The 23,463-nt window shown below is 66.4% G+C and carries 22 protein-coding genes; 15 read left to right on the forward strand and 7 right to left on the reverse strand.

What is annotated here, in order from left to right; genetic code table 11:
- Nucleotides 1-12: 12 nt before the first annotated feature.
- Together ACRAQ3_RS06790 and ACRAQ3_RS06795 are read right to left on the reverse strand one after the other, a co-directional pair.
- Nucleotides 13-1,329, reverse strand: a complete 1,317-nt coding sequence (locus ACRAQ3_RS06790; RefSeq protein ID WP_432256120.1) for a GH1 family beta-glucosidase — start codon at nt 1,327-1,329, stop codon at nt 13-15.
- Between the two features lie 22 nt (nt 1,330-1,351).
- Nucleotides 1,352-2,377 carry a substrate-binding domain-containing protein gene (locus ACRAQ3_RS06795; RefSeq protein ID WP_269396203.1) on the reverse strand — a complete coding sequence of 342 codons (1,026 nt, stop codon included), beginning with the start codon at nt 2,375-2,377 and terminating at the stop codon, nt 1,352-1,354.
- A 267-nt stretch (nt 2,378-2,644) separates the two neighbouring features.
- Between ACRAQ3_RS06795 and ACRAQ3_RS06800 the strand changes: the two genes are divergently transcribed.
- From ACRAQ3_RS06800 to ACRAQ3_RS06820, 5 genes are all read left to right on the forward strand, one after another.
- On the forward strand, nt 2,645-3,991 hold the full coding sequence (locus ACRAQ3_RS06800) for an ABC transporter substrate-binding protein (protein ID WP_269396204.1): 1,347 nt from the start codon (nt 2,645-2,647) through the stop codon (nt 3,989-3,991).
- A 76-nt stretch (nt 3,992-4,067) separates the two neighbouring features.
- Entirely contained in the window at nt 4,068-5,309 is a 1,242-nt protein-coding gene (locus ACRAQ3_RS06805) for a carbohydrate ABC transporter permease (RefSeq protein ID WP_432256121.1), read from the forward strand.
- A complete protein-coding gene (locus tag ACRAQ3_RS06810) occupies nt 5,309-6,460 on the forward strand; it encodes a carbohydrate ABC transporter permease (protein WP_269396206.1) in 1,152 nt (383 codons plus the stop codon). The genes ACRAQ3_RS06805 and ACRAQ3_RS06810 overlap by 1 nt, the downstream gene beginning before the upstream one ends.
- A gap of 13 nt (nt 6,461-6,473) precedes the next feature.
- Nucleotides 6,474-8,144 (forward strand): alpha-amylase family glycosyl hydrolase, encoded by a 1,671-nt coding sequence (locus tag ACRAQ3_RS06815; protein WP_432256122.1) that lies wholly within the window; start codon nt 6,474-6,476, stop codon nt 8,142-8,144.
- A 21-nt stretch (nt 8,145-8,165) separates the two neighbouring features.
- Complete coding sequence (locus tag ACRAQ3_RS06820) at nt 8,166-9,260, forward strand: ABC transporter ATP-binding protein (protein WP_432256123.1); 1,095 nt, start codon at nt 8,166-8,168, stop codon at nt 9,258-9,260.
- Between the two features lie 16 nt (nt 9,261-9,276).
- Here ACRAQ3_RS06820 and ACRAQ3_RS06825 read toward each other — a convergent pair whose 3' ends face one another.
- Entirely contained in the window at nt 9,277-10,386 is a 1,110-nt protein-coding gene (locus ACRAQ3_RS06825; RefSeq protein ID WP_085897416.1) for a Ppx/GppA phosphatase family protein, read from the reverse strand.
- A gap of 248 nt (nt 10,387-10,634) precedes the next feature.
- Between ACRAQ3_RS06825 and ACRAQ3_RS06830 the strand changes: the two genes are divergently transcribed.
- The 4 genes from ACRAQ3_RS06830 to ACRAQ3_RS06845 all read left to right on the forward strand — a co-directional run bounded on the left by ACRAQ3_RS06830 (nt 10,635) and on the right by ACRAQ3_RS06845 (nt 13,833).
- A complete protein-coding gene (locus ACRAQ3_RS06830; protein ID WP_085897415.1) occupies nt 10,635-10,931 on the forward strand; it encodes a virulence factor in 297 nt (98 codons plus the stop codon).
- Between the two features lie 23 nt (nt 10,932-10,954).
- A complete protein-coding gene (locus ACRAQ3_RS06835; protein ID WP_432256124.1) occupies nt 10,955-11,863 on the forward strand; it encodes a methylenetetrahydrofolate reductase in 909 nt (302 codons plus the stop codon).
- 38 nt (nt 11,864-11,901) lie between these two features.
- Complete coding sequence (locus ACRAQ3_RS06840) at nt 11,902-12,957, forward strand: methyltetrahydrofolate cobalamin methyltransferase (protein ID WP_269396211.1); 1,056 nt, start codon at nt 11,902-11,904, stop codon at nt 12,955-12,957.
- Between the two features lie 123 nt (nt 12,958-13,080).
- Nucleotides 13,081-13,833, forward strand: coding sequence for an RlmE family RNA methyltransferase (locus ACRAQ3_RS06845; RefSeq protein ID WP_269396212.1), 753 nt, complete (start codon nt 13,081-13,083; stop codon nt 13,831-13,833).
- Here the strand turns inward: ACRAQ3_RS06845 and ACRAQ3_RS06850 are convergent.
- The gene (locus ACRAQ3_RS06850) at nt 13,830-14,753 is read right to left on the reverse strand and encodes a dihydrodipicolinate synthase family protein (protein ID WP_432256125.1); all 924 of its coding nucleotides are present in this window, start codon (nt 14,751-14,753) and stop codon (nt 13,830-13,832) included. The genes ACRAQ3_RS06845 and ACRAQ3_RS06850 overlap by 4 nt on opposite strands.
- The gene (locus ACRAQ3_RS06855; protein WP_432256126.1) at nt 14,750-15,457 is read right to left on the reverse strand and encodes a ribonuclease activity regulator RraA; all 708 of its coding nucleotides are present in this window, start codon (nt 15,455-15,457) and stop codon (nt 14,750-14,752) included. Before ACRAQ3_RS06855 ends, ACRAQ3_RS06850 begins: the two co-directional genes overlap by 4 nt.
- A 266-nt stretch (nt 15,458-15,723) precedes the next feature.
- On the opposite strand from ACRAQ3_RS06855, the gene ACRAQ3_RS06860 reads away from it, so the two are divergent.
- Complete coding sequence (locus ACRAQ3_RS06860; RefSeq protein ID WP_269396215.1) at nt 15,724-16,653, forward strand: DUF808 domain-containing protein; 930 nt, start codon at nt 15,724-15,726, stop codon at nt 16,651-16,653.
- A gap of 382 nt (nt 16,654-17,035) precedes the next feature.
- Here the strand turns inward: ACRAQ3_RS06860 and ACRAQ3_RS06865 are convergent, their stop codons facing one another.
- Nucleotides 17,036-17,734: a ferritin-like domain-containing protein gene (locus tag ACRAQ3_RS06865; protein WP_432256127.1), complete on the reverse strand. Its 699-nt coding sequence runs from the start codon at nt 17,732-17,734 to the stop codon at nt 17,036-17,038.
- A gap of 139 nt (nt 17,735-17,873) precedes the next feature.
- Between ACRAQ3_RS06865 and ACRAQ3_RS06870 the strand changes: the two genes are divergently transcribed.
- A complete protein-coding gene (locus tag ACRAQ3_RS06870; protein ID WP_432256128.1) occupies nt 17,874-18,395 on the forward strand; it encodes an NADH dehydrogenase ubiquinone Fe-S protein 4 in 522 nt (173 codons plus the stop codon).
- Here the strand turns inward: ACRAQ3_RS06870 and ftsH are convergent, their stop codons facing one another.
- Nucleotides 18,396-20,222 (reverse strand): ATP-dependent zinc metalloprotease FtsH, encoded by a 1,827-nt coding sequence (gene ftsH / locus ACRAQ3_RS06875; protein ID WP_432256129.1) that lies wholly within the window; start codon nt 20,220-20,222, stop codon nt 18,396-18,398.
- A gap of 351 nt (nt 20,223-20,573) precedes the next feature.
- Between ftsH and ACRAQ3_RS06880 the strand changes: the two genes are divergently transcribed.
- From ACRAQ3_RS06880 to ACRAQ3_RS06895, 4 genes are all read left to right on the forward strand, one after another.
- The gene (locus ACRAQ3_RS06880; protein WP_432256130.1) at nt 20,574-21,014 is read left to right on the forward strand and encodes an Hsp20/alpha crystallin family protein; all 441 of its coding nucleotides are present in this window, start codon (nt 20,574-20,576) and stop codon (nt 21,012-21,014) included.
- Between the two features lie 24 nt (nt 21,015-21,038).
- On the forward strand, nt 21,039-21,434 hold the full coding sequence (locus ACRAQ3_RS06885; RefSeq protein WP_432256131.1) for an Hsp20/alpha crystallin family protein: 396 nt from the start codon (nt 21,039-21,041) through the stop codon (nt 21,432-21,434).
- Nucleotides 21,435-21,466: 32 nt separating this feature from the next.
- On the forward strand, nt 21,467-21,976 hold the full coding sequence (locus ACRAQ3_RS06890; protein ID WP_432256132.1) for an Hsp20/alpha crystallin family protein: 510 nt from the start codon (nt 21,467-21,469) through the stop codon (nt 21,974-21,976).
- A gap of 63 nt (nt 21,977-22,039) precedes the next feature.
- Nucleotides 22,040-23,449: a DegQ family serine endoprotease gene (locus ACRAQ3_RS06895; RefSeq protein ID WP_432256133.1), complete on the forward strand. Its 1,410-nt coding sequence runs from the start codon at nt 22,040-22,042 to the stop codon at nt 23,447-23,449.
- Nucleotides 23,450-23,463 lie beyond the last annotated feature (14 nt).

Raw genomic sequence — 23,463 nt, forward strand, 5'->3', positions numbered from 1 at the left:
GCTCCTCGGGGCTCAGCGGGAGAGGGCGGATTTGAGGGCGTGATACGACGCCTTGGGTGTGCGCTCCAGAGTGTCGAAGTCGACATGGACGAGGCCGAAGCGCTTTTCATAGCCGAAGGCCCATTCGTAGTTGTCGAGCAGCGACCAGTAGAAAAAGCTGCGCAGATCGACACCATCGGCGATGGCGCGGCGCATGGCGTCGACATGCGCGGCGATGAAGCGCTGCCGCTCGGCATCCTCGACCGCGCCGTTCTCGACCCGGTCGGCCCAGGCCATGCCGTTCTCGGTGACATGGATCGGCAGGCCTAGAATGTCGCGGGCGCGGCACAGGAAATGATGCAGCCCCTCGGGATAAATCTCCCAGCCCATCTGGGTCTTGGGAAGCGGTCCTTCGACTGCGGTGAGGCCGGGCCAGGGGGCGTCCGGCGCCGCCGCGATCATGGCGCGTGTGTAATAGTTGACGCCGAGCCAGTCCAAGGGCTGCGAGATCAGCGCCATGTCGTCCTGCCAGCCGTCAGGCATATGTGGCGCCAGACCGGCGAGCGCTCCCTCGGGATAGCGGCCATTTGCGATCGCTTCGATGAACCAGCGATTGTAGATCTGATCCTGCAGGTCGGCCGCGGCGTGGTCGGCGGCGCTGTCGCTGGCGGGCAGGGCGCGCTCGAAGTTCAGCACGATCCCCAGTTCGGCGCGCCCCATGCCGCGAAGCCGCTCCACCGCGAACCCGTGTGCGAGCAGGATGTGATGCATGGCCCGGGCGGCGGCGCGGATGTCGCGCAGGCCGGGTGCATGATGGCCAAGGAAATGCGACAACCAGGCCACGCACCAAGGTTCGTTGATCGTCGCGGTCGAGGCGACGCGGTCGCCGATCCGGGCGCTGATCGTCGCGGCGTAATCGGCAAAGGCCATCGCCGTGTCGCGGTTGGCCCAGCCGCCGCGGTCGGCCAGCGCCGAGGGCAGGTCCCAGTGGTAGAGGGTCTGGAACGGCTTCAGCCCGCGTTCGAGCGTCGCATCGACCAGCCGGTCGTAGAAGTCGAGTCCCTCGGGGTTCACGGTGCGGCCGTCCGGCATGACCCGCGCCCAGGAGGTCGAGAAACGGTAGGCGTCGAAGCCGCCATCGCGCAGCAGGTCGAGATCCTCCGCGTAGCGATGGTAGTGGTCGCAGGCCACGGCACCGTCCTCGGCGCGCACCACGTTTCCGGGACCCTTGGCGAAGCTGTCCCAATGGGTCGGGCCGGCGCCGCCGAATCCATGGCCCTCGATCTGGTAGGCCGCGGTGGCCGCGCCGAAGAGAAAGCCCTCGGGAAAGTCCTTGCGAGAAAAATCCATGCTCTTCGCCTTGTCTGGGGCCTCAGCGCGGCGCCGGGCCCGTGGAGCGGCCGATGATCAGCTCGGCCTCGAGGAGTTCCTGCACATGCGGGCCCTCCGGGTTGTCTATCCGGTCTATGACCATCCGTGCCAGCCGCTGTCCAGCCTCGCGCACCGAGGACCGGGTCGCGGTAAAGGCGGGAACCGCCCCGTCGTCGCGCAGGTAGGACAGCTGATCGTCATGGGTGACGGCCGAGACGTCGCGCCCCAGCACCAACCCGGCCTCTTCGATGGCGCGGCGGACGCCGAGCATGCAGATCACCGAGGAGACGAGAAAGGCGGTCGGCGGGTCTGGCTGGGCCAGCATGTCGCGCGCGGCGCGCCATCCATAGCCTTCGGTCATCTCGTCCTGACGCATGAGGTTCGGGTCGATGGCGATGCCCCGCGCGCGCAGGGCCTCTTCGTATCCCTGCCGCCTGCGATGCGCGAAATCCATGGTTTCCAGACCGTTGACCAGTCCGATCCGGCGATGGCCGAGATCCATCAGGAAGTCGGTGGCACGCGTGAAGGCGCGGCGGTTGTTGACGTCGAGCCAGCTATATTGCCGGTCGGTACCGGTGGCGCGGCCATGCACCGCGTAGGGCAGGCCGATCCCGTCGAGCAGCGCGATGCGCGGATCGTTCATGCGTGGGGCCGAGACGATCAGCCCGTCGACCAGGCCGCGCCGTTTCATCGACAGATAGGCCTTTTCCTCCTGCGCCAGATCGACCACCGAGATCAGCATCTCGTAACCCGCGCTGGAATAGGTTTCGCCAGCACCGGCGATGAAATCGGCAAAGATCGGGTTGACCATGGCATGGGAGCTGATCTTGGGGATCACGTGGCCGATCACGCGGCTGCGCCCGGTGGCGAGGGCGCGGGCGCGGGTGTTGGGACGGTAGTCATGCGCCTCGGCCGCGGCCCGCACGCGCGCCCGGGTCGCCTCGCTGACATCGGTATAGCCATTGAGCGCACGGCTCACCGTTGTCTGGCTCAGCCCGAGCAGTTCGGAGAGCTGCTTGAGATTCATTCCCGGGTCCTGTCCAAAGCGCTTTTGTAACAGCCGCTACCCTACGTCGCGACCCGGCGCAGGTCAAAGCGCAGTTTTCGGTCACATCGAAATGCCGTTGCCGGATTTTTCCTCGACCCTCTCGCGGCATCCACCATTGACAGGCTTGAACGGCTCCGACAGGTTGGCGATGTCCAAAGCGCTTTGGCACGGCTCGCGCCTGTCCGCGCGCAAGGCAGTCCATCACGCGGCCTCGGGGAAGGGGCCGTGGTTACGGGAGGGTAACATATGAAGACCATTCTTTTCGCGGGGGTGGCCGGCATCGCGCTGGCTTCGGCCGCATCGGCGCAGGATCTGAAATTCCCGATCGGGGAGGGCGATTTCAACTGGGACAGCTACAACGAGTTCGCCGAGAGCCATGACCTGTCGGGCGAGACCCTGACCGTCTTCGGCCCCTGGCTGAGCGGCGACCAGACGCTGTTCGAGTCGATGCTCGCCTATTTCGAGGAGGCCACCGGCGCCGACGTGCAATACACCGGGTCTGATGGCTTCGAGACCCAGATCCGCATCGATACCGAGGCGGGCTCTGCCCCGAATATCGCCGTCTTCCCGCAGCCGGGCCTTGCGCGCGATCTCGCGTCCCTGGGCTATCTCGAACCGATGCCCGAGGGCACTGGTGACTGGGTCGCCGAGAACTATGCCGCTGGCCAATCCTGGGTCGATCTGGCCACCTTCGAAGGCCCCGAGGGCAATGAGAACCTCTACGGTTTCTTCTACAAGGCCGACGTGAAGAGCCTCGTGTGGTACGTGCCCGAGAACTTCGAGGATGCGGGCTACGAGGTGCCGGAGAGCATGGAGGAGCTCAAGGCGCTCACCGAGCAGATGGTCGAGGATGGAGAGACGCCCTGGTGCATCGGCATCGGCTCGGGCGGCGCCACCGGCTGGCCGGCGACCGACTGGGTCGAGGACATGATGCTGCGCACCCAGGCGCCGGAGGTCTACGACCAGTGGGTCGCCAACGAGATCCCGTTCGACGACCCGGCGGTGGTCGGCGCGATCGAGGAATTCGGCTGGTTCGTCTCGGACGACTACGTAGCCGGCGGCAAGGCCGCGGTCGCCTCGACCGATTTCCGCGACAGCCCCAAGGGCCTCTTCGACAGCCCGCCGCAGTGCTACCTGCACCGCCAGGCCTCCTTCATCCCGACCTTCTTCCCCGAGGGCACGGAGATCGGTGTCGATGCCGACTTCTTCTACTTCCCGGCCTATGAGGAAAAGGATCTCGGCCAGCCGGTGCTCGGCGCGGGCACGATGTTCGGCATCACCGAGGCCTCCGACGCGGCGAACGTGTTCATGCAGTGGCTGCAGACCCCGATCGCACACGAGATCTGGATGGCGCAGACCGGTTTCCTGACGCCGCTGACCACGGTCAACACCGAGGTGTTCGGCGACCCGACGCTGAAGAAGATGAACGACATCCTGCTCGATGCGACCACCTTCCGCTTCGACGGCTCGGACCTGATGCCCGGCGGCGTCGGCGCGGGTTCGTTCTGGACCGGCATGGTCGATTATGTCGGCGGCGAAAGCGCCGAGAGCGTGGCCTCCGAGATCCAGGATTCTTGGGACGCGCTGAAATAAGCGTGTAACCATAAGACTTGGCGGCCGCGACTCGCGTCGTGGCCGCCTCTTTGCATCAAGGCTCGGGGAGGGCGCGATGAATCCGGCACTACAGGGCTTGCTGACCATCGTGATCGGCGTCGGCGGCTGCGTCGCCTATTTCTATTTTTCGAACATTCTGCTCGACAAGGTGCTGTTCCCGCCCCGTGGTCCCAATGCCGGGCGCAACATCAACCGCGCCAACGTCATCCGTCCCTGGCTGTTCCTTGCGCCCGCGCTGATCGCGCTGGGCCTCTATCTTGCCTATCCGGTGTTCGAGACGCTGCGCCTGTCGTTGACCCAGAGGGTGCGCGGTGGCGGCTACGAGTTCGTGGGCCTCGCCAATTACCAGCAGATGCTGCGCGAGCCGAAATTCTGGGAAGGCTTCAACAACAACCTGCTGTGGCTGATCGTGGTGCCCGCCGCCTCGACCGCCTTCGGCCTGCTGGCCGCCCAGCTTACCGACCGGATCAAGTGGGGCAGCATCGCGAAATCGCTGATCTTCATGCCGATGGCGATCTCCTTCGTGGGCGCCGCGGTGATCTTCAAGCTGATCTACGATACACGGCCCGCGGGGCAGGAGCAGATCGGCGTGCTCAACGCCGTCTGGCTCGGCTTCGACGGCGGGATCGGCTCGTTCATCTGGCTGCGGCTGGTGCCGGCGCTGCTGCTTCTGGCGCTCGCCGCCGGGGCCGGCGCGCTGGGCTGGTCGCTGATGAAGCCGGTGCTGGGTCGCGAAGGCCGCAGCCCCGGGCTGATCTTCGGCGCGCTGCGCATCCTCGGCGCGGTGCTGATGGCCCTCCTCGTCTATCTGATGCTGCGCCAGACCATCGCGGTCTTCGTGGCCGATCTGCCCTATGGCCAACCGCAGACCTGGCTCACCATACCGTTCTGGAACAACTTCTTCCTGATGATCGTGCTGATCTGGATCCAGACCGGCTTTGCCATGGTGCTGCTCTCGGCGGCGCTCAGGGGCATCCCGGAGGAGACGGTCGAGGCGGCGATCGTCGACGGCGCCAACCCGTGGCAGATCTTCTTCAAGATCAAGATGCCGCAGATCGTCGGCACCATCGTCGTGGTCTGGACCACCATCACCATCATCGTGCTCAAGGTGTTCGACATCGTCTTCGCGATGACCAACGGCCAGTGGGAAACGCAGGTGCTGGCCAACTACATGTACGACAAGCTGTTCCGCGCCAATGACTGGGGCGTCGGCTCCGCTGGCGCCATGGTCATCATGCTGATGGTTACGCCGATCCTGATCTGGAACGTCTACAACGCCCGCAGGGAGATGCGCTGATGGACAACATCGCTGGCAAGAAATCCGCGCTGACCTGGGCGGTGAACATCGCGGTGGTGGCACTGGTGGCGCTCTGGGTCTTCCCGACGGTGGGCCTGCTGGTCTCGTCCTTCCGCACCGGCGACCAGATCGCCTCGTCCGGCTGGTGGCGCTCGATGCTGCCCACGGAGCAGAACCTGACGCTCAGGACCGCCGGCGGCGACGAGGCCGAGCTGGTTGACGGGCTCTACACCGTCTCCGGCAACCTCTTCGCACATGAGGGGCGCGAGCCCTTGAACATCTCGGCCTTCGGCACCTCGTCGCGCGATGTCGGCGCCTACACCCCGGGCGAGACGGTCGATATGGGCGATGGCGAGATCATCATGGTCGGGGAGACCGGCGACTACGTCTATACCTCGGTCGAGGAGATGTCGGGCCGTGGTCAGCGTGTCTTCGTCACCGCGAAAGTTGCGCCGGAGTTCACGCTCGAGAACTACGACAACATGCTGTTCAACCCGAACAACATCGAAGGCATGTCCAAGGCCTTCTTCAACACGCTCACCGTCTCGATCCCCGCGACGATCATCCCGATTCTCGTGGCGGCCTTCGCGGCCTACGCGCTGGCCTGGATGGATTTCCCGGGGCGGGCGCTATTGATCGCGGCGATTGTGGGTCTGCTGGTGGTGCCGCTGCAACTGGCGCTGATTCCGCTTCTGAAGTTCCACAACGAGATCGGCATCGGCAAGGGCTACTTGGGTGTGTGGCTTGCCCATACCGGCTTTGGCCTGCCACTCGCGATCTACATCCTGCGCAATTACATGGTCGGGCTGCCACGCGACATCATTGAGAACGCAAAGGTCGATGGCGCCACGGATTTCCAGATCTTCACCAAGATCATCCTGCCGCTGAGCTTTCCGGCGCTGGCCTCCTTCGCGATCTTCCAGTTCCTGTGGACTTGGAACGACCTGCTGGTCGCGATCGTGTTCCTGATCGATGCGAGCGGCGAGACCACGGTGATGACCAAGCAGATCATCGAGCTTCTGGGCACGCGCGGCGGCAATTGGGAGATCCTCGCAACGGCGGCTTTCGTCTCGATCGCGGTTCCGCTTGTTGTGTTTTTCGCGATGCAGAAATACCTCGTGCGCGGCCTGCTTGCGGGCTCCGTGAAATGAGGACTGCCTTCCGATGAACACCCCCGTCTCCGCTTCGGCCCCGGCCGCCGTCTCCCGCATGCCGAAGGATCCCAACTGGTGGCGCGGCGCGGTGATCTACCAGATCTATCCGCGCAGCTACCAGGATACGGACGGGGACGGGATCGGCGATCTGCGCGGCATCGTGAAGCGCCTGCCGCATATCGCCTCGCTGGGGGTGGACGCGATCTGGATCTCGCCCTTCTTCACCTCGCCGATGAAGGATTTCGGCTACGACGTCTCGGACTATTGCGACGTCGATCCGATGTTCGGCACGCTGGCCGATTTCGACGCGGTGGTCGAGACGGCGCATTCCCTGGGCATCCGGGTGATGATTGACCTGGTGCTGTCGCATACCGCCGAGGCGCATCCCTGGTTCGTCGAGAGCCGGTCAAGCCGCGACAATCCGAAATCCGACTGGTATGTCTGGGCCGATGCCAAGCCCGACGGCACGCCGCCCAACAACTGGCTGTCGATCTTCGGCGGCTCGGCCTGGCAGTGGGACGGGCGGCGGATGCAGTATTACCTGCACAACTTCCTCACCAGCCAGCCGGACCTGAACTTCCACAACGCGGAGGTCCAGGAGGCGCTCCTTGACGTGGAGCGGTTCTGGCTCAAGCGCGGGGTCGATGGCTTCCGCCTCGACACGATTAACTTCTACTTCGCCGACGCGCAGCTGCGCGACAACCCGGCGCTGCCGCCCGAGCGGCGCAACGATTCCATCGCGCCGGGCGTGAACCCCTATAACTGGCAGGAGCATCTCTACTCCAAGAACCAGCCTGAGAATCTCGACTTTCTGAAGCGGTTCCGCGCCGAGCTGGAGCATTACGGCGCCGCCGCCGTGGGCGAGGTGGGCGACGCGCAGCGCGGTCTCGAGATCATGGCCGAGTACACCTCGGGCGGCGACAAGGTGCAGATGTGCTACCCGTTCGAGATGCTGCAGCCGCCGCGTCTCACCGCCGCCGCGGCGGCCGACACCTTCTACCGGCTGAGCCACGCCGCCCCCGACGCCTGGCCGTGCTGGTCCTATTCCAACCACGACGTGGAGCGGCATCCCACGCGCTGGAAGCTTTCGACGGAGGCGACCCGCGTCTATACCACCATGCTGATGTGCTTCCGCGGCTCGGTCTGTCTGTATCAAGGCGAGGAACTCGGTCTGCCGGAGGCCGAGGTCGCCTTCGAGGACCTGCAGGACCCCTACGGGATCGAGTTCTGGCCCGAATACAAGGGCCGCGACGGCTGCCGCACCCCGATCGCCTGGGATGGCAGCGCGCCCAATGGAGGGTTTTCCGAGGGCAAGCCCTGGCTGCCGGTGTCGCCCAAGCATCTGCCGCGCGCCGTGGCGGAGCAGGAGGCCGATCCGGAGGCGATACTTCATCATTATCGCCGCGCCATCGCGCTGCGCCACGACCACCCGGTGCTGGCCACCGGGGAGCATGACGGCGTGCATTCGCGTGGCGACGTCGTGCATTTCGTGCGTTTCGACGCGAACGAGACGATTTTCTGCGCCTTCAATCTCGGGGAGGAGCCCGCAGAAGTGCCGCTCCCCGAAGGCGCATGGGCCCCGATCGGCACCGATCTGGGCACCGTGACAAAGGCCGAGAACGGGCTGATCCATCTCGGCCCATGGCAATGCTGTCTGGCGCTCCGGCGACCGGCGGACTGAGGACGGAGCAGGGAGGAACCCATGGCGGAACTGAAGCTGAAGGACGTGGCCAAGACCTATGGCGGGTCGGTCGAGGTCCTGAAGAACATCGATCTCGAGATCGGCAAGGGCGAGCTCGTGGTCTTCGTCGGGCCCTCGGGCTGCGGCAAGTCCACGCTTCTGCGGATGATCGCCGGGCTCGAGGAAATCTCCAGCGGCACGCTTGAGATCGATGGTCAGGTCGTCAACGACGTGCCGCCCGCGCAGCGCGGCATCGCCATGGTGTTCCAGTCCTACGCGCTCTACCCGCACATGACGGTGCGCGACAACATGGCCTTCGCGCTGAAGCTGGCCAAGAAATCGAAGGAGGAGATCGACGCCGCGATCTCCAACGCCGCCCGCATCCTGCAGCTGGAACCCTATCTCGACCGCCTACCCAAGGCGCTCTCGGGCGGGCAGCGGCAGCGGGTCGCGATTGGCCGCTCGATCGTGCGCGATCCCAAGGTCTATCTCTTCGACGAGCCGCTCTCGAACCTCGACGCGGCGCTGCGCGTGGCGACCCGGATCGAGATCGCCCAGCTCAAGGAGTCGATGCCTGACAGCACCATGATCTACGTCACCCATGATCAGGTCGAAGCGATGACGCTCGCGACCCGGATCGTCGTTCTCGCCAACAAGGGTATCGCGCAGGTCGGCACGCCGCTCGAACTTTACGAGCGGCCCGAGAACGAGTTCGTGGCGCAGTTCATCGGCTCGCCGGCAATGAACCTGCTGCCGGGCAAGATCACCGGCACCGGCGCGCAGACCTCCGTGAAGCTCGATGGCGGCGGCGTGGCTGTGTCGAACGCGCCCTCGACCGAGGCCGACATGGGAGCGTCGGTCAATGTCGGCGTGCGGCCCGAGGACATGACCGAGGTCGAGGCCGGGGGTGACTACCTGTTCGAGGGCAAGGTCGACTTCACCGAATCGCTGGGCGAGGTGACGATCCTCTACTTCGAGAAGGTGAACGGCGCCGACCCGGTGATCGCCAAGCTGCCCGGTATCCATGGCGATCTGCGCGGTCGCCACGTGCACATGACCGTCGCGCCCGAAAAGGTGCAGGTCTTCCGCGACGGCCGGTCGCTCCATTACCGCTGAGAGATCGGGGGCGGGCTCAGTAGGGCCCGTCCTCCAGCACGCCATCGGCGCTCATCTGCGCGTAGAGCAGCCCCTCGCGCAGCCCCCGATCCGCGACCGAAAGCCGATCGGTCGGCCATAGCCGCATCAGCGCCTGCAGGATCGCCGAGCCCGACATGATCAGCGCCTGCCGGTCGCGGCCGATGCGCGGATCGTCGCGCCGCCCCTCGGGCCCGAGCGCGAGGTAGTCGCGGATCACCGCGTCGATCTGGTCCGAGGTCATGCGCAGCCCATCGACCTTGTTGCGGTCGTAGCGCCTCAGACCGAGATGGCTCGCCGCGACGGTGGTGACTGTGCCCGAGGTGCCGATGATCTGGAACCCCTCGCGCGCCTGCTCCGAGGCCGAGGGCGCGAAGCCCGCGAGGTTCTCCTCGAAAAACCAGCTCATCAGCGCGAAGCGCGCTGCATCGTCCTCGACGTCGTGGAACTGGTCCCGCAGCGTCGCCACGCCCAGAGGTACCGAGATCCAGTCCACCACCTTGGCGGCGGCGAAGGGGCCGGGATCCTGCTGGAAGCCGGAATGCAGCCGCATGATCGCGCGCGGCCGTTCCCGCCTGGGCACGTTCGTCAGGTCGATCCATACCAGCTCGGTCGAGCCGCCGCCGATATCGACGACGAGCAGCTGCTCGGTCTTGGTCGAAACCAGTGGCGCGCAGGAGATCACCGCGAGCCGCGCCTCCTCCTCGGGGCGGATCACGTCGAGCCGGAGCCCGGTGTCGCGTTGTACCTGCGCCAGAAAGGCACGGCCGTTCTTGGCCCGGCGACACGCTTCGGTCGCGACAAGCCGCATCCGCGTCACGCCGTGCTTCTGCAGCTTCTGGCGGCAGATTCGAATCGCGCCGATGGTACGATTCATCGAGGCACGCGAAAGCCGGCCCGTCTGTTCGAGCCCGTGGCCCAGCTGGACCGTCTTCGAGAAGCTGTCGACCACGTGGAACTGGCTGCCCTTGGGCTGGGCAATCAGCATCCGACAGCTGTTGGTACCGAGATCAAGCGCGGCATAGAGTGTCGCCTGATCCGGGCCTGGCGCGGGGGATCTCACCGCTTTCGGGAACGCGCCCGCACCGTCGGGACGCATGGGCGCCATGAATACGCCCTCCAATATCGAGTTGTCTCAAGGGTAGGGCTTGGACGGGGACGGCGCAAGCACCGCGAGAGGGCGGGTCGCAACGTGACTCATCACGATCTTGGGGTTTTTGACGATTCGACCCTCTGGCCGTGCCGCGCCGAGCTTGCGACAAGAGGCGGCGTCGCAGCACGCGGCCAAGGTGTCGAAATCCGACCCCGGTCAGGCGGTGCGGCACGCTATCAGCGAAGGCGAGGAAAGGACCCCGAATGCCCGAGATCACGCTCGTATTATGGCGCGACATGCCGGCCCAGGTGATCGTCGGCCGTGGCCGCCGCGGCACCAAGATCCAGCTGTCCGAGCGGTTCGAACAGGCGATCGACCGCGCTGCGATGAAATCGGGCGCGGCGGGGACCGACGACTACCTCGCCGAATGGCGCAAGGCGCCTTGGGGCGAGATCGAGGGCGAGGCCGAGGACGCCGCCCGCGCGGCTGTGGAGCGGATCGAGGCCGAGTACGACAAGGCGCGCCTCAAGGCGCTTATCGACAATAACGGGCGCGAATGACGCGTGCCCTCAAGGAGGTGCTGATGTCCCTGTTGACCTTCCGCCGCGCGAAATCCGCGCCCCAGACGGGCGGCGATTTCATCGCCCGCGCCTCGATCGAGGTGATGCCCCGGACCGCGGCGAAGGTCGACAGCTTCAAGGCGCTCTTGCCCGCAGGCACCCGCGTCTACATCGCCCATATCGACGGCACGCCGATCGATGAGATGGTGGCGACGGCGGCGCGCATCGCGGGCGAAGGCTTTGCCGTCATGCCGCATTTCCCGGCGCGCAGCATCGAAAGCCGGGCGCAGCTTTCCGACTGGATCGCCCGCTATCAAGGCGAGGCCGGCGTCACCGAAGCGTTGGTGCTTGCGGGCGGCATCGCGAACCCACGCGGAGCCTTCCATTCCTCGATGCAGCTTCTGGAGACGGGCGAATTCGACCGCGCCGGCTTTACCCGCCTGCACGTGGCCGGCCACCCGGAGGGCAACCGTGACATCGATCCCAACGGCGGTGACGCGGTGGTGCGCGACGCGCTGCGCTGGAAGCAGGACTTCGCGAACCGCAGCAATGCGCGGATGGCGCTGGTCACCCAGTTCGTCTTCGACGCCGAACCGGTGATCGGGTGGGCCCGAACCATCCGCGAGGCGGGGATCGACCTGCCGGTGCACGTCGGGCTCGCCGGACCGGCGAAGTTGCAGACACTGATCAAATACGCCATGGCCTGCGGGGTCGGTCCCTCGCTCAAGGTCTTGCAGAAACGCGCGATGGACGTCAGCAAGCTGCTCGTGCCCTATGCGCCCGACGAGATCGCGGCCGAGCTGGAGCGCGCCCGCCTGGCCGAGCCCGCTCTCGGGCTGGAGCAGGCGCATCTCTTCCCGCTGGGCGGCATCGCCGCGAGCGCGGAGTGGCTGGCGGCCCGGCAGCCGGCGCAGGCCAGCGTCGCACGTTGAGAATTCAGGGGGCCCATGCCCGATGACAAGGAAGAAGAATGACCCGTACGATCGTTGAATCGAAAACGAAAACCGCGATCATCGGCTTCGACCAGCCGTTCTGCGTGATCGGCGAAAGGATCAACCCCACCGGGCGCAAGAAGCTCGCTGCCGAGCTTGAGGCGGGCGATTTCTCGACCGTCGAAAAGGACGCCGTCGCGCAGGTCGCCTGCGGCGCCACCATGCTCGATGTCAATGCCGGGGTGGTCTACAACTCCAACCCCAACCCCAACGAGACCGAGCCGCCGCTCATGACGAAGATGATCGAGCTGGTGCAAGGCCTCGTCGACGTGCCGCTGTGCATCGACAGCTCGGTTCCGGCGGCGCTCGAGGCCGGTCTCGCGGCGGCGCAGGGGCGACCCTTGCTGAACTCGGTCACCGGCGAAGAGGACCGGCTCGAACTCGTTCTGCCGCTGGTCAAGAAATACAACGTGCCGGTGGTGGCGATCTCGAACGACGACACCGGCATTTCCGAGGACCCCGACGTGCGGTTCGCAGTGGCCAAGAAGATCGTCGAGCGCGCCGCCGATTTCGGCATTCCCGCGCATGACATCGTGGTCGATCCGCTGGTGATGCCGATCGGTGCGATGGCGACCGCCGGTCTGCAGGTGTTCGCGCTGGTGCGCCGCCTGCGCGACGAGTTGGGCGTCAACACCACCTGCGGCGCCTCGAACATCTCCTTCGGCCTGCCGAACCGGCATGGCATCAACAACGCCTTCCTGCCGATGGCGATGGCCTCGGGCATGACCAGCGCGATCATGAATCCCTGCGCGCTGCCGACGCCGCTTTCGAAGATCGCCGAGAAGAAGGCCGAGCTGGAGGCCGCGGGCATCGTGGTCCCCGAGGAGATGGACGACGAGACCTTCTGCCGCCTCATGGGCATCGGCAGCCGCGAGGCGCAGCCGGGTGGCGAGATGAGCGCGATCCGGGCCGCGAACTTCCTGACCAACAACGATCCGTCGGGCGCGGAGTGGATCCGCTTCAACCGACCGCCGGGCGTGCCGGGCGAGGGGCGTGGCGGTCGCGATGGCGGGCGTCGCCGCCGCCGGGCCTGAGCTTCGAGGGCAGGGGTCTGGTATTCCATGCCCGTGCCGCGTTTTGCGCATTGTTGACGGGGCGGGGCTTGCCCCGTCACCCATGCTTGGCATAGTCGGGGCCTCTGATCAGGAGTGCCCCGCATGGCCAAGACACCCAAGAAGCCCGGCGCGGGCACCGGCAACACCTCCGGGCGCGGACAGCGCGACCTGACCGTCAAGGTCAAGACCGCACGCGGCCGCAAGATGAGCTCCAAGCTCTGGCTGGAACGCCAGCTCAACGACCCCTATGTCAAGCGCGCCAAGGCCGAAGGCTATCGCGGTCGCGCCGCCTACAAGATCATCGAACTCGACGACAAGTTCCGCTTTCTCGTGCCCGGCGCGCGGGTGGTCGATCTGGGCTGTGCCCCCGGCGGCTGGTGTCAGGTCGCGGTGGCGCGGGTGAACTCCCTCGGCGCGAAATCGGGGAAATCGGTGGGTTCGGTGCTGGGCGTCGACCTGCAGGAGGTCGAGCCGATCGCCGGGGCCGAGATCCACCAACTCGACTTCATGGAGGATGACGCCGATCTCAAGGTCAAGGAATGGCTGGGCGGCGGCGCCGACGTGGTGATGTCCGACATGGCCGCCGCGGCCTCCGGCCACAAGCAGACCGACCACCTCCGGATCATCGCGCTTTGCGAGGCGGCGGCCCATTTCGCCTTCGACGTGCTGAGCCCGGGCGGCACCTTCGTCGCCAAGGTGCTGGCGGGCGGCGCCGAAGGTAGCCTGCAGCAACTGCTCAAGCAGAAGTTCGAGAAGGTGCAGAACGTGAAGCCGCCGGCCTCGCGATCCGACAGCTCGGAAAAATTCGTCGTCGCGACCGGCTACAAGGGCCGCGACGACGATAGCGAGACCTAGAGCCCGCAGTCCGGGTCGCGGGCCGTCAAGCGCTCCAGCAGGTAGTCGATCTCGGCGCAGGCGGCCTCGCTGCAAGATGCGCCCGGCGCACGCAGATCGGCATGCGCGATGAAGCCGCGCCGCGCCAGGATGCGCTTGCGCACCGCGAGGCCGACACCCGGCTGGTGCTCGTACCGCAGAAGCGGCAGATGCGCGTCGAAGATGTCCTGCGCGGCGTCGCGGTCCCGGGGGGCGAGGTCCACCACCCGGCGCAGCATCTCGGGAAAGGCGTAACCGGTCATAGCGCCATCCGCGCCGCGGCCCATCTCCAGGTCCAGAAACAGCGCACCGTTGCCGCACAGGATCGACAGGTCGCGCATCTCGCCTCGATCCTGCCAGTTCCGGATCGCCGAAATCTTTTCGAGCCCGGGCCAGTCCTCGTGCTTGAGCATCACGCAGGAGGGGTTCTCCTCGACCACGCGGCGGATCACCTTCGTCGACATCACCACGCCCGTCGCGGTGGGATGGTCCTGCAGCACGAAAGGCACGTCCGTCCCGATCTGCGCCACGGCCTGAGCGAACCATCCCGCGATCTGGTCGTCGGTCCGCATCGCCGCGGGCGGAGTCATCATGACGCCCGCAGCCCCCATCTCCATGGCTGCGTTCGACAGCCGCTTCATCGCGGCAAAACCCGGCGCCGAGACGCCGACCACGATGGGCAGGCCGCCCGCATGCGCGATGACCTCGCGCATGACGGCAAGGCTCTCCTCCGGCTCCAGTTTCTGCGCCTCGCCCATGATCCCGAGGATCGTCAGCCCGTCGACGCCGCAGCCTGCGTAGCGTTCGGTCATCCGGCCGAGCGAGGCCACATCGAGCGCGCCGCCGGGCAGGAATGGGGTGGGAGCGATGGCGAAGACGCCGCGCGTCTTGGCGGAGATCATCGCTGACCCTCTTTCCAGGCGGCGTAACGGGCGCGGGTCGCGTCGTTCATCGGGTAGAGGCCGGGCAGCTTCTCGCCGCGCTCGACCTCCTCGACGATCCAGCCCTCCATGCGCTCCTGCTCGATCGCCTCGGCCGTCACTTCCTCGACCATGGCTGCGGGGATCACCACTGCGCCGTCGGCATCGGCGACGACCACGTCGCCCGGCACCACGCAGACGCCACCGCAGCCCACCGTCTCCTGCCAGCCGGTAAAGGTCAGCCCGGCGACCGAGGGCGGCGCTGCGGCGCCGCGCGCCCAGATGGGCAGGCCGGTCTGCATCACGCCCGCGCGGTCGCGGATCACCCCGTCGGTGATCAGCCCGGCAGCGCCGCGCTTGACCATCCGCGCACAGAGGATGTCCCCGAACACCCCGGCATCTGTGATGCCCATGGCGTCGATCACCGCGATCGCGCCCTCGGGCATTTCCTCGATCGCGGCGCGGGTCGAGACCGGGCTGCCCCACGAGGCCGGGGTGGCCAGATCCTCGCGCGCCGGCACGAAGCGGAAAGTGAAGGCGGGACCGACGACGCGGTCCTCGCCCTCGCGCATCGGCATGGCGCCGCGGATCCAGACATTGCGCAGGCCCTTCTTGAGAAGGATCGTGGTCAGCGTCGCGGTGGTCACCCCGCGCAGGGCAGCGGTGGTTTCGGCGGTCAGTGTCATCTGCGTCCTCGATGGATGTCACGGGGCAGACACGCCTTGCGTGCCAGCCCCACCTTGGCGCGCAGAGTGGTGTGGATCGGCGCCGCTGCCAAGACGGCAATGCGTTCCGGGCATCGGCCCGGGCAGGGGATGCGACGCGGCACGCGACCACACGATCCCGCTGCATGAGCGAAAAATTCCCGGTACGTGCCGACCCAAACGCGGCATCGGCCGTTGAACCGGGTTAGTCTCGACCAGAATCGCATTTTCACATCAATGGCAGGCCCATGAGTTCCGGATTGTTCGCCCTTCTCGATGACGTCGCCCTGATCGCCAGAGCCGCGGCGGCGTCGCTCGACGATGTCGCTGCCGCCACGCTCAAGGCCGGCTCCAAATCCGCGGGTGTGGTGATCGACGACGCGGCCGTCACTCCGAAATACGTGCTGGGCTTCGCGGCCGATCGCGAACTACCGATCATCCGCAAGATCGGCATCGGCTCGCTGCGCAACAAGCTGCTGGTGCTGCTGCCTGCCGCGCTGGCGCTGAGCTTTCTCGCGCCGTGGGCGATCACGCCGCTATTGATGCTGGGCGGTCTCTACCTTGCCTATGAGGGCGCCGAGAAGATCGCCGAGGTGCTTCTGGGCCACGGCCACGGGACGGCCGAAAAGGTGCCGCTCGACGAGGCGACCACGGTCAAGGGCGCGATCCGCACCGATTTCATCCTCTCCGCCGAGATCATGGCGCTGACGCTTTCGACCGTGGCCGACCAGCCTTTCGTGACGCAGGCCGTGGTGCTGGGGCTGGTCGGTGTTTTCATCACCTTCATCGTCTACGGCGCCGTCGCGATCATCGTGAAGGCCGATGACCTCGGGGTTGCCTTGGCGGCGCGAGGGCCGGGCGGCTTGCTGCCGGCTTTCGGCAGGATGCTGGTCAAGGGCATGCCCTACGTGCTGAAGCTGCTCTCCTTCGTTGGTACCGCCGCGATGCTCTGGGTCAGCGGCGGCATCCTGATCCACGGGCTTGAGACCTACCACATCTCACAGCCCGAACATCTCATCGAGGTCGCAACCCATTTCGTCGCCGCGCATGCGCCGATCCTGCCCGCGGCCTTGGGCTGGCTGACTGGTGCGACGATGATGGGGATCGTGGGCCTCGCGGTAGGTGGCGTGATCGTCGCGGTGATGAGCGCCTTCACATCGAAGGCGCCGGCGCATTGATGCAGCCTTGCCTCGCGGTCGGTCATGCCGACCCCGGGGCACTCCGTCAGCGATGCGACAGCGGGTCTGTGGCCGCAAAGGAAAGCTTCCTGCCCGATCAATATTGATCGGCGGTTAGAGTCCGTTTGCCTTTATCAAGGCGGGTGTAGTCGATCTTGAGGGTGGATCGGCCACGACATGCCCGGTCGGGAGCCCCAGACCGCGACCTCGATATCGCGCCGACCGGTTCATAGCACCTTCTATCGGTTCCGGCTTGCGGTCTGCTGAGCGACCGAATTTCCGAGCCGTTGCCAACGGCTCCAGCGAGACGCATATCTCATGCGGAGCGCTCTCGCAGTTCCCTGCGAGAGCGCGTACGCGGCCCTCTGGCCACTGTCCGCTATCAGGCCTTGGCGGTCGCCTTTCGTGGTTTCGCTGCGTTGACTTCGCCCACGGCGAGTGCGGTCAGCTTGGCGTTCGTCGCCTTCTCCTGATCTAGGATCTGCGTCAGCAGGTCATGGGCTTCGTCCTGACCGAGCTGCCGCGCCCATTCCCGGAGCGTGCCGTAACGGGCGATCTCATAGTGCTCGACCGCCTGGGCCGCGCCGATCAGCATCGCGTCGAGGGCCGCGCCTTCGGCTTCCTCGATGATACTCTCGGTCTCCTTGATCAGCCCTTCAATGGCATCGCACTTCTCGCCCTCGGCCTTCTTGCCGATCGCCTCGAAGACCCGGTCGAGCAGCTTGATCTGCTCCTTGGTCTCGGTCAGGTGCGTCTTCAGGGCCTCCTGTAGATGGGCGGCACCCGCGGCCTTGGCCATTTTCGGCAGCGCCTTGGTCAGTGCGTTTTCGGCGTAGTAGATGTCTTGCAGCGTATGTTCGAATGCGTCGTTCAGCGTCTTCATGGTGAACCTCGTCAGTTGCGGGCACCATGCCCGCGATGCCGAGAAACGAGCTGACGCGTCCGCTCGTTCCCTGCGCCCGGGGCGGGCAGCGGCAGTTGGCGCATTCATGGATGAACGAGCATTGGAGGCTGGGTGGATCATCGACTGCGCAGCCACGGGAGGAACGGTGATGCCTGCTATAGACGCCGCACCGGCCATGCTGGAGTGTTCGACCTGTGATTTCGGGGTCCCGAGGTCTTCGCGCGGTCTGGACCGAGCCTTATGTGGCTGACGAACTATCTCTTTGAACGTGGAGGGAAACATGGAAAGGTCATCCCGTCTCGTACCGCTCGCCCAGATGTCGCTAAGAGGCTCTGCGGCCACCAATGCAGCGGGTCGCGGCGAGACTGCTGGCCCCGCGTCATTCGAAGCGCCTGCCGTCATTCTTTATCGGCCATCCCGCATGCCGACCCAATCCGGGCCGGCACCCCTTCACTGGGTTCTTCGCATCGATCCGCGACACCCGAATTTGCGGGAGCCGTTGATGGGCTGGATCAGCGATACCGATCCGGACCGACAGATCGAATTGCGGTTTCCAAGCCGCGAAGCCGGGCTTCGTTATTGCAGGCAGCGCGGCTGGCAGCCGATCGTGTTGCCGGCGCAGGAGCATGAGCCGGTCTTGAGGAGCTACGTGGAGCGTTTCATTAGCGAGCGGAAGTCGAGATCCGGGCCCGGCCACGAGGCCCGAGCTGACGATAGTCGGGGCAGGATCGTGTCGCTTGACGGGGCGCTTGTCGGCAACTTCGCGGCCAGCGATCCGCCGCCGCTTTGGGCGGGCCGTATCGGCCTGCCTTCGCGCAGCGAGGACGGGGCCGCCTGATCAGGCGGTCACGGGTATTGGCTCCGGCTCGCGTTGCAGTTCATCGCGGTAGCGGGCCAGTTCCTGCTCCGGCAGGGTCTCTTGCTCCAGAAGTTCGGCGGCGGAGCGCTCGAGCAACCCGCGATTGGCCTCGAGCAGAGCCAGCACCCGGTCATGGACGTGGGCGATGATGTCGCGCACCGCGGCGTCGATCCGCTCGGCGGTTTCGGGGCCATAGCGCGCCTCCGTCGCGCCGGGGCGCTGGCCGAGAAAATCGCGCTGCGGGGCCTCGTAGCTGACAAAGCCCAGATCATCGACCATGCCGTAGCGGGTCGCCATGGCACGGGCGATGTCGGTCGCGCGGGCCAGATCGTCCGCCGCGCCGGTGGAGAGATGATCGAAGGCCAGAAGCTCCGCGGCCCGACCGCCGAGCAGTACCGCGATCTTGTTCTCCAGCTCCTCGCGGGTCATCAGGAAGCGATCCTCGGTGGGCCGCTGGATCGTGTAGCCGAGCGCGCCGATGCCGCGCGGGATGATCGAGACCTTGTGCACCTCGTCCACCGCCGGCAGTGCCATCGCCGTCAGCGCGTGGCCCATCTCGTGATAGGCGACGATCTCACGCTCGCGCGGGTTCAGGAGCCGGTTGCGCTTTTCCAGCCCCGCCACGATCCGTTCGATCGCGTTGGTAAAGTCCTCCATCGCTACACGCTCGGCATGTCTGCGGGTGGCCAGCAGCGCCGCTTCGTTCACGAGGTTCGCGCCCGAAAAGCCGGTAGTGAGGCCTGCCAGCTGGCTGATCTCGACATCAGGCCCGACGCGGATCTTCCCCATGTGGACCTTCAGGATCGCCTCGCGGCCCGGGCGGTCGGGGCGATCGACCAGCACTTGACGGTCGAAGCGGCCCGCGCGAAGCAGGGCCGGGTCGAGGATCTCGGGGCGGTTGGTCGCCGCAAGCAGTACCAGCCCGCTCGAGGGGTCGAAGCCGTCGAGTTCGGTGAGGAGCTGGTTCAGCGTCTGCTCGCGTTCGTCATGGCCGCCGACCCCCGGCATGCTGCCGCGGGCGCGGCCCAGGGCGTCGAGTTCATCGACGAAGATGATCGCCGGGGCCTTGGCACGAGCCTGCTCGAACAGGTCGCGCACCCGGGCGGCGCCGACGCCCACGAACATCTCCACGAACTCCGAGCCCGAGATCGAGAAAAACGGCACCCCGGCCTCGCCCGCCACGGCCCGCGCCAGCATCGTCTTGCCGGTGCCCGGCGGACCCACCAGCAGCACGCCCTTGGGCATCCGCGCCCCAAGCGCACCGTAGCACTCGGGGTCCTTCAGGAACTCGACGATCTCCTGCAACTCGGCCTTCGCCTCGTCGACCCCGGCGACGTCCTCGAACCGGGTCTTTGTATCGGTCTCGACATAGACCTTGGCCCGGCTCTTGCCGATCGACATCATGCCGCCGAAGCCCTGTTTCTCGGCGAACTTCCGGATCACCAGGACCCAGAGCCCGACGAAGACCGCCGCCGGCACCACCCATGACAGGACCGTGCCGAGCCATGTGTTCTCGACCGCGCCAGTGAAGGTCACACCGCTGTCGCGCAGCCGCTCCGCAAGCCCGGGCTCGACCCGCGTCGTCACGAATTCGGTCCTGCCGTTCTGCGGGACGGCGAAGCTGCCGGTGATCCTGTCGGAGCCGATCACCACCTGATCGACGAGCCCGTCATCGACCAGCTGCTCGAAGCGGCTATAGGGGATCGACTCGATCCGCTGCGCACCGACCCACAGATCATGCAGCAGCACGACCCCGAAGAGGGCCAGCACGAGATACCATAGATTGATCTTGTTCTTCTGGTCCATCTTGTCCTCCTTCCCCGACCAGATCCCGTGTTCGGTCGGCATGTGGGCGATGCCCCGCCGATTTTCCAGATCCGGGCTTGACAGTGGAATTCGCGATTCCCACATGCGCCTCGGGGATGCCGGAGGCGGGTCCCCGGGTAGTGGACAGACGGAGGTTCGGCGCTTCGCGGCCTTCCCGTCGGCTGCCGATCCGGCGGCGGTGCCATGAGGCGCGCCGGCCGACAGCAGTGTGCCGCCCTGCAACCTGCCTTTCCGGGACATCCTCGCATCGATCGATCGTGCGCCGCCGCGGCGCCTGCCGCCGCGGCCCCGCGATCCGACGGATGGACGCCACAGGAAAGGAGGAAACCAATGCTACAGACATCCTTCGCGCCCTACGGCATGCCGGATCCCTTTGCCGACATGCGGCGGATGCAGCGCGACATGAACCGCATGTTCGAGGGTTTCGGCACGGCGCCGCGCGACGGCCAGCCCGCGATCAACTTCTGGGCCGGGCAGGACAGCATCGTACTGACCGCCGAGCTTCCGGGCCTGTCGCAGGAGGATATCGAACTCACCGTGAAGGACGGCATCGTCACGCTGTCGGGCCACTATCCCGAGCCGCAGACCGGCGAGGAGGCGACATGGCATCGCCGCGAGCGCCCGCAGGGGCGTTTCTCCCGCAGCATCGAACTTCCGTTCCGCATCGCCCCCGACCGGGTCGAGGCCCGGTTCACGAACGGGGTGCTGACGGTGGAGATGCAGCGCCCGGAAGAGGACAAGCCCAAGCGCATCGAGATCAAGTCGTCCTGACATCGCAGGAGAAAGGAGGAGAACATGGCACAGGAAGTTGCGCGTCAGGAAGGACGCGAGATGACCGAGACCGGCAAGGACCGCATGGCGATGAGCTTCACCCCGGCGGTCGACATATTCGAGACGAACGGCACCACCGTGATCATGGCCGACATGCCGGGCGTCGCGCCCGAGGATGTCGACGTGACGCTGGAGCGGCAGGTGCTGACGCTTCAGGGCAAGGTGCGGCCGCATGCCCCCGAGGGCTACCGGCGGCTTTCGACCGAGTATCGCGAGGGCGACTACGTCCGGGTCTTCACCCTGTCTGACGAGGTCGACCAGTCGAAGATCAAGGCCGAATTCAAGCACGGCGTGCTGCGGCTCGAATTGCCACGCGCGCCCGAGGCCAAGCCGAAGAAGATCAAGGTCAGGGCGAACTGACGTCCCGACCCGAACCAAGGAGGAAAAACGACATGCATATCAGCGATCTCATTCCGTGGGGTCGTGAGAAACCCAAGACCCCGGCCAATGGCGATGGCGGCATTGCCAGCCCGCTCGCCATGCTCCAACACGACATCAACCACGTCTTCGAGGAGTTCTGGCACAAGGTCGATAACGGTCGGAACGGCCAGCGCGGCCCGATCGGCCTGTTCGGTCCCAGCGCCGACGTCACCGAGACCGATAACGGCATCGAGGTGGCGGTCGAACTACCCGGCATGAGCGTCGAGGATGTCGACATCTCGCTCTCCGGCGACGTGATGACGATCCGTGGCGAGAAGAAGGTCGAGCACGAGGAAAAGCGCAAGGGCGTTTACCTGTCCGAGCGCTCCTTTGGTGCCTTCGCGCGCACCATTCCGCTGCCTCCGGGGGTCGATGCCGACAAGGCCGAGGCGCGCTTCGAAAAAGGCGTGCTCAAGGTCAGCCTCCCGAAGACCGCCGAGGCGCAAGCGCGCGTCAAGCGCATCCCCGTAAAGGCCGCCTGAGCCCGTTCGGGCGGCCGGTGGCGACCGGGCGCCCAGCTCGCTTCATCAGTCAAGGAGGAGACGATGCCCGGTCCCGTGCCCGGCCCCTGGATCGTTCTGCGTCGCTGGCTGGCGGCACTCTGCGTGGCTTTGCTGGCCGCCAACCCCGTGGCGGCCCAGACGCCCGACCGCCCGCTGTTCCTGAACGATGACGGCCTGCCGACCCTTGCGCCGGTCTTGGCCGAGGTGACGCCCGCCGTCGTCAACATCTCGGTCGAGACGCGACAGGACGTGGAGAGCAACCCGCTCTTCGCCGACCCCTTCTTCCGGCGCTACTTCGACCTGCCGCCGATGCCCCAGCCCTCGCCACGCCAGCAGATGAGCGCGGGTTCGGGCGTCATCGTCGACGCCGAGGAGGGCTACGTGCTCACCAACCATCATGTGGTCGCGGAGGGCGACAGGATCGTGGTGACGCTGAAGGACCGCCGCCGCTTCGAGGCGGAGCTGGTCGGCAGCGATCCCGGTACCGACATCGCGCTCTTGCAGATCGAAGCCGAGGATGTCGCCGAGCTGGAACTCGGCGACAGCGACCGGCTGGAGGTGGGGGACTACGTGCTCGCCATCGGCAACCCGTTCGGGCTTGGCCAGACCGTCACATCGGGCATCGTCAGCGCGCTGGGCCGCAGCGGTCTCAACGTCGACGGCTACGAGGACTTCATCCAGACCGATGCCTCGATCAACCCGGGCAACTCGGGCGGGGCGCTGGTGACGCTCGACGGGCGGCTCGTCGGCATCAACACCGCGATCATCGCGCCGTCGGGCGGCAATGTCGGCATCGGATTCGCCGTTCCGGCCAACATGGCCCAAGCGGTGATGGATCAACTGGCCGAGTTCGGCGAGGTGCGGCGCGGCCAGCTCGGCGTGATGATCCAGGATTTCACACCGGACCTCGCCGAAGCGCTGGGGATCGAGGCCGGGCTCGGCGCGGTGGTGACGCAGGTGGATCCCGGCAGCGCAGCCGAGGAGGCAGGGCTGGAGCCCGGCGACCTGATCGTCTCGGTCGATGGACGCCCGGTCGCGGGCTCGGCCGACCTGCGCAGCCAGATCGGCCTGAAGCGGATCGGCAGCCCGGTCGAGCTGGAGGTGATCCGCGACGGTGACGCGGTAACGATCGAGGCCGAGTTGCGCGAGGGCGGGCTGGTCGCCTCTCTCACGGATGATCGGGCGATGGATCGGCTGGCGGGCGCGGAGCTGCGTGACCTGGAGCCGGGTGATCCGATGTTCGGGGGCGAACCGGGGGTGCTGGTGGCGCGGGTCGATCCCGGCAGCCGCGCGGCGAGGTCGGGGTTGATGGCTGGCGACGTGATCCTCGCGGTGAACCGTGCCCCGATCGGATCGCTGGTCGAGCTGCGCCGGCAACTGGCGGGGGCCAAAGGGGCCCTCGCACTGACCGTACAGCGCGGCACGGCCCGGATCTTTCTGGTGATGCGCTGAAGCGCAGCGAAGGA

Source organism: Limimaricola sp. AA108-03 (genome assembly GCF_050847355.1).
Classification (GTDB): Bacteria; Pseudomonadota; Alphaproteobacteria; order Rhodobacterales; family Rhodobacteraceae; genus Limimaricola.